Source organism: uncultured Catenibacterium sp., from assembly GCF_900540665.1.
GTDB lineage: Bacteria > Bacillota_I > Bacilli_A > Erysipelotrichales > Coprobacillaceae > Catenibacterium.
The window spans coordinates 1-6,012 of the sequence record NZ_UQGV01000098.1 but is presented as its reverse complement, the minus strand read 5'-3'; the positions used below and the strand labels follow the sequence as shown (position 1 = coordinate 6,012).

Below are 6,012 nucleotides of genomic sequence, written 5' to 3'. Positions count from 1 at the left end.
GGACAAGATTTTTCAGCAAGGATGATTGAACTAGCTTTAGAAAAGATGCCTGATGCCCATCCACATTTACCACAGCTGTTCATTCGTGTGACATCTCCAGTAGGTGCTCCTACTTTATAAGGCCACCACCACCAGCTGCCATCTAAATCAGCAAGTTTTTCTAATTCTTTAAATCTGCCGTTTTCTCCACTCCAGTTTTCTACATTATCTGCACCATTCAATATTGAAATATATCCTGGGAATGTTGCACCTGACTGGTTACCCCATTTAATCCCTCTGCTCAGTTTACTGTAAGTAGGATTCTCATCACTTGAACTGAATTGTCCATAGTGAGTTGTTCTGTCTCCTGCCTCATAGCCATAATATTTTAATAATGTAGTGTCTGATTCTTCACCATCATGCATTCTTAATGTGATAGTACCGTCATGATCCACGTCAGTTAAGAACTGAAGTCCTTGATCAAGCATCTCTTTACGATAACACTCATCTGACATATGTTCTTTTGCATCTGGATCAAGTGACGCAATACCTTCTAGAAAAATACGATGACCATTCGTTTCTACAGTCATATATTTCTCTATATCATTTTTGATTGCCTGGGCTTCATTTTCTAGTTCAATCGCATATTCTTTCTCATCAAAGATTTCAAGTGCAAGTCTTGATAGGGAGCGACATGCACGATATACACAAATGTTTGATCCTGTATGATATGTACCAAGGGAGTAGGCATCTGAAATCCAGATACTGTGGTATAGGTGTGGTTCACCTGGATTTCTAGAAGTAATGACTTTGTTAAGGATTTCCTTCATCTGTTTATATAAATCTTCATTATCTAGAAAGAAATGATGATCACCAAAATAATCATAATATGCACCAGAAAGAAGAATCACTGATAGAGAATTACTTAATGAATGGAAGATGCCGCCTTCAAATTTAGTACCTGGGTATTTGATACCATATTGGGCAAACCATTTTATTGTTTTTTTACATAGGTCTGGTTCAGTCATTGTATAAGGTAGGCTGGAATAATACATATCTTTATTCCATATATGAGGAGTAACAGGGTATGTGCCCCAATTTGAACCAAGTATTTGATTATACCCATTCATGGCGAAAGCACCGGACGCCTGTTGATAAGCTCTTTCAATTAAGTAGCCCGCCATTGGGTCATCATCAAAATGGACTTTACCTATGCATTGTTTATAATACTGACGTGTTTCTTCTAACCATTCATCAATACTTCTACTAAACAGTTTCTGTGTATCCTGATACGTATTAGGATCAGTGAAAGCAATCATGAATTCTTTTTGAGAATGAGGTGGTAAAGTAAATGAAATACTGTTATGAGATTGTGCCTCACGGCATTCTATTAATACATTTCTTGTATCAGAGTATTTCTTTTTATAAAGAGAAGGGAGTTCTAAGGCTCCTTCTCTTTGCGAGTCACTTTGGTTCTCAATGATAATGGCATACATTAAACTGCTTAATCTTTCTCCATCACGAGTAATAGGTGCACAAGCAATTAAGCTGACTGTTCCCCAGGTAAAATGATGAATACTTCTTGGAAAAAGATTATCTGCAAGATCAGAGATGACATCTAAGTTATCAGATTTCAATTCAGTTTTATTACCGTTCCAGGTAATAGAGATAGAAAGATCATGTTCCTGGACAAAGTCTTTTCCTACCCAGACACCTGGTTTGCTTTCCATGTAGTAGTTGTGATGAAAGAAGGTAAGGTTTTTAATTGTGCCAAATTCATCAAGATTGGCTTGAACTTTTTGATTAGAAGAATCAAATGAAAATGTATCATCTGGAAGCTTATTGCGATAATAACTGATTGTGTTGTCTGTACTATAGATTCCATTCTTGATTCTTAACATATAGAATGGATTGCATTTCATTGTATTCAAAGCGACCTCCTGTGGTATTAATTAGCAAATACCTAATAGTGATAAAACGATTCCTAATGCAACGATACCAAAGATAATAGCGATAACGTTGACTTTCTTATTTAATAGCTTATAGCAGCCAAATGTCATTAATAATGGAACGATACCTTTAAAGATACTATCAAGAGCTGACTGAACATTCATTAATGACTGTCCCTTCATCTTGAATTCAAGAATTGTCTTAAATACGACTGTCTGGCTTGTCATAGCGCCAACCATAATCAAACCAACAATACCTGCTGCTTTTGTAAGGATTTCAATCATGCCGTTTGCATATAATTTCTCAATATACTTAGCACCTAAAGAATATCCTAAACATGCACCATAGTATCTGCATAGGAAGTTTGGTACGTTGAATAATACTAAGAAGATAATTGGAGCAAGGATGTTACCTGCATTAGCAAAACCAATTGCTAGACCTGCACAGACAACTCTCCATACACCCCAGAATAATGAATCACCAATACCAGCTAATGGACCCATTAAACTTGTTTTAATAGAACCAATTGCATTGGCATCAAAGTCTGGTTTTTCACTGTTTTCTTTTTCCATTGAACCAGCAATACCCATTACAAATGATGCAAGAGGTACTGTAGTACTGAAGTAAGAGACATGTCTTGCAAGAGCTTCACGTCTTTTCTTTTCATCATTCTTATAGAAATGGTTGATGAATGGAATCATAGCATAACAGAAACCTGCACCACCCATAGTAACTGGGTTAACAGATGCATACATAGCACCTGATCTCCAGAACATCTTTCTGATTAATTTCTTTTCTTCTTTATCAATGTTATTCATTAGTTTCATGCGAAAAAGTCCTCCTCTTCACTTTCATTAGCTGATGCGCTTGCAACAGCTGGTTTAGCCATCATATCTTTTAACTGCATATCACGCTGTGCTGTTACTAATGCGATAACAACACCTAATACCGCGATAGCGATAAGTGGTAATTTTAAATAAGCCACTGCAACAAATCCTAAAATATAGTAAATACCAGTTTTCTTATCCCATAACATTTGCATTAACATAGCCATACCTACAGCAGGAAGCATGTTACCAGCAACTGTTAAACCATTCATGATTACCTTAGGAATTGACTGTAAGATTGTCTGCACTACATCAGATCCTAACCATACAGCAAAGAATGGAATTAAAGCATATAAACCATAGTGTAATACCCATAAACCAAAGTGAAGGGCTGTGATTGATTTATCTTTACCTTCTAAAGCTAACTGTTCGAATTTTGGTGCGAATGGACCAATAACGAATGAGAAAATAAAGTTCATGAACTGAAGACCTAATACAGCAAGTGGGAATACGATTGGAATAATAGTACCAACATTTCCACCCATCTGAATTGTGAAGGCTGTAGCAAGACCTGCAGCTAGAGCTGGTTCAGCAGTACTTGAGATACCTACATTGACAACTCCCATAAAGATTGATTCTAAAGATGCTCCAACTAATAAACCTGTCTGAACATCTCCTAGCAATAAACCAGTAAGAGGTGCAACAACGATTGGTCTACTTAACATGACCATACCGAATAATTCGTGTCCTGCAACGCCTACGAATACTGCCACTGCGACGAAAAATGCGTTTAACATAATAACTCTCTCCTATCTCTTATAAATTTTTTAATACGTTTGTAGCAAGTTTCTTTTCCATTGAAGGTGTACCCTGGAAAAATGTATCTGGATATAATTCAACTAATTCTTTTAATGCTTCTAATTCTTCTTTTGTAAGCATAACTTCCTTAGTTAAAGTAATCTTTTCACCTGAAGTCATCTTTCCAGCGTTACCTAAGTTAACCATTTCAATATTCTTGTATTTCTTACATAAAGTAACAGCATCACGTACTGTAGGTACAAGAACCATTAAGCGCATCTTTTCTGATCTAGGATCATCTAAGATTGATGAAACGCCTTCTACTGATTTAATAATACATTTAATACCTTCTGGTACTGCCATCTTTAATGACATCTTCTGTAATTCATTAGATGCTGCTTCATCACTTGCAACAACTAAACCATGAAGTTTTAATTCTTTTGTCCAAGTCATAGCAACCTGTCCATGAATTAATCTTTCGTCTACTCTTAAACAAACAATCATTTTCTTTTCCTCTCTTTCTTATAGAAGAAAATCGTCATCGCTTTCTTCTGTGTTGTTTTTTTCAATTTCTACTAAGCATAACTGTTCTCTAGCTTCTTCAATCTTAGCCTTTAAGAACTCGTTAGTAAGTTTTTCTGGAGTCATAGTGACTTCAATAAGAACAGCTAAATTGAATCCTGATACCAAGAAAGTGTTTTCCCTTACACAATATGGAATCATCTTCTGATTTACACTTCCACCCTTAATATCAGTAAAGATAACTACTTCATCTTCCTGTGGAATCTTTGCGAAATATTCTTCAATCTGCTCATTGATAGGTTTCTGTCCATCTACATAAGCTGTAATATAGTCTACGTTATCTACATTACCGATTAAGAATTCCATTGTTGATCTTGCACCTGAAGCAAGCAAGCCATGTGTGGCTATTAAAATATGTCTCATTTTCATATCCCCCCTTACACTTATATAAGTTGCAATTATCATGCCAACTTTTAAGTTTTCTGTTTTATATTTTCTCCTTTCTTTTTCTTTTCACTTATATATACTGCAATTGACGTGCCAACTTTTAGTATGTATTTATTAATTCTTTTATTTCTTTTTCTTCTGGCATTACTCTTAATGCACCCTTCTTAGTTGTAATCAAAGAAGCTGCTGCATTCGCAAACTGAAGCATTTCTTTTAAATTTTCTTCAGTTAAGTTATCTAAACCATGTTTAAGTACTGCATGAAGTGCACAGGCACCAAAAGTATCACCTGCACCTGTTGTTTCTATAGTGTCCTTATTTAAATAAGGTTCCATAAATACTTTATGATCACCATAGTAAGCAATACTACCGTTCGGACCAAGTGTGACATTGATGAGTTTTGCATGCGTTCTTTCTCTAATGATTTCAATTCCTTTATCATAATCATCAGTACCTATAAGCCATTCAATCTCATTATCCGCAATCTTTAATATGTCGCATTGTTCAATACCATACCAGATCTGCTTTGCAGCTAATTCTTCACTTTCCCATAAAGATGGTCTTAAGTTAGGGTCAAAAGAAATAATCTTGTTTTTCTTTTTTGCATAATCAACCATCGCATAAGTAGCAGATCTTACTGGCTCATCCGTCATAGACAAAGAGCCAAAGTGGAAGATACGGCAGTTATCAATTAATTCATAATTCACTTCGTCTTCCCTAAGCATCATATCTGCACCTGGTTTTCTATAAAAAGAAAAGCTGCGATCTCCTGTTTCATCATTGTCCACAAAAGCAAGTGTTGTTTTTGCATCAGGATCTAGAATAAGTCCAGTAGAATCAATCTTTTGTTCTGAGATTGTATTCTTTAACAGTTTTCCAAACTCATCATTTCCTACTTTTCCAATAAATGCGGTTTTATAACCTAATTTTCCAAGCATAGCAAGCACATTACAAGGTGCGCCTCCTGGATTAGCTTCATAAACACGATTGTCTTGTTTACTGAAGCCATTTCTAGTGAAGTCAATTAAGAGTTCACCTGTTGCTGTTACATCGTACATAGAATACCTCCATTCTTTATTCACTTATATATATCGCAATCCACATGCCAAGTTTGAGATATAAATAAAAAACTCACAGTTTATGTACTGTGAGATGAAATAAAAAAAGTGACGCAACGCAGGCGTTTCGTCACATAAAACAAAATGTTTTTGTCCTTCGCAAGTAATATAGATTCTTTTCATATAAATAGTCAACAACATTTTTTAGCGAGTATTTTTGAACAAAAGAGTAGTACTCTACTATTTCGCAGCATTCCTAAAATAAAAACAGATTCCCTGTTTTTATTTTGGAGAATCAGCTCTATATAGCTAATTTTCTCAATTTATTAACGCATTTGCCGTTTCAAAAAAAGATGGCGCTATTTTGCAACCATCTTCTCTATAATATTTATTTTGGGTCTTTAATTTTTGTGGGGGTCAGACCTTCGCTCT

The 6,012-nt window shown here is 35.4% G+C and carries 6 protein-coding genes; all 6 read right to left on the bottom strand.

The features are described 5' to 3' along the window. A partial coding sequence (locus QZQ55_RS10280) for a hypothetical protein (RefSeq protein WP_295093040.1) occupies positions 1-1,901 on the bottom strand: 1,901 nt, incomplete at its 3' end. Positions 1,902-1,931: 30 nt separating this feature from the next. Next, entirely contained in the window at positions 1,932-2,756 is an 825-nt protein-coding gene (locus QZQ55_RS10275) for a PTS system mannose/fructose/sorbose family transporter subunit IID (RefSeq protein ID WP_006506710.1), read from the bottom strand. After that, positions 2,753-3,553 carry a PTS sugar transporter subunit IIC gene (locus tag QZQ55_RS10270; protein ID WP_295093038.1) on the bottom strand — a complete coding sequence of 267 codons (801 nt, stop codon included), beginning with the start codon at positions 3,551-3,553 and terminating at the stop codon, positions 2,753-2,755. Before QZQ55_RS10270 ends, QZQ55_RS10275 begins: the two co-directional genes overlap by 4 nt. A 19-nt stretch (positions 3,554-3,572) precedes the next feature. Further along, positions 3,573-4,058: a PTS sugar transporter subunit IIB gene (locus QZQ55_RS10265; protein WP_187011789.1), complete on the bottom strand. Its 486-nt coding sequence runs from the start codon at positions 4,056-4,058 to the stop codon at positions 3,573-3,575. A gap of 18 nt (positions 4,059-4,076) precedes the next feature. Further along, positions 4,077-4,499 (bottom strand): PTS sugar transporter subunit IIA, encoded by a 423-nt coding sequence (locus tag QZQ55_RS10260; RefSeq protein WP_217106209.1) that lies wholly within the window; start codon positions 4,497-4,499, stop codon positions 4,077-4,079. A gap of 124 nt (positions 4,500-4,623) precedes the next feature. Further along, positions 4,624-5,580: a carbohydrate kinase gene (locus tag QZQ55_RS10255; protein WP_295093036.1), complete on the bottom strand. Its 957-nt coding sequence runs from the start codon at positions 5,578-5,580 to the stop codon at positions 4,624-4,626. Between the last annotated feature and the right edge of the window lie 432 nt (positions 5,581-6,012).

Excerpts from the sequence above, each read along its gene's own strand:
- QZQ55_RS10265 (WP_187011789.1), bottom strand. The coding sequence starts at position 4,058 with ATGATTGTTTGTTTAAGAGTAGACGAAAGATTAATTCATGGACAGGTT.
- QZQ55_RS10270 (WP_295093038.1), bottom strand. The coding sequence starts at position 3,553 with ATGTTAAACGCATTTTTCGTCGCAGTGGCAGTATTCGTAGGCGTTGCA.
- QZQ55_RS10255 (WP_295093036.1), bottom strand. The coding sequence starts at position 5,580 with ATGTACGATGTAACAGCAACAGGTGAACTCTTAATTGACTTCACTAGA.
- QZQ55_RS10275 (WP_006506710.1), bottom strand. The coding sequence starts at position 2,756 with ATGAAACTAATGAATAACATTGATAAAGAAGAAAAGAAATTAATCAGA.
- QZQ55_RS10260 (WP_217106209.1), bottom strand. The coding sequence starts at position 4,499 with ATGAGACATATTTTAATAGCCACACATGGCTTGCTTGCTTCAGGTGCA.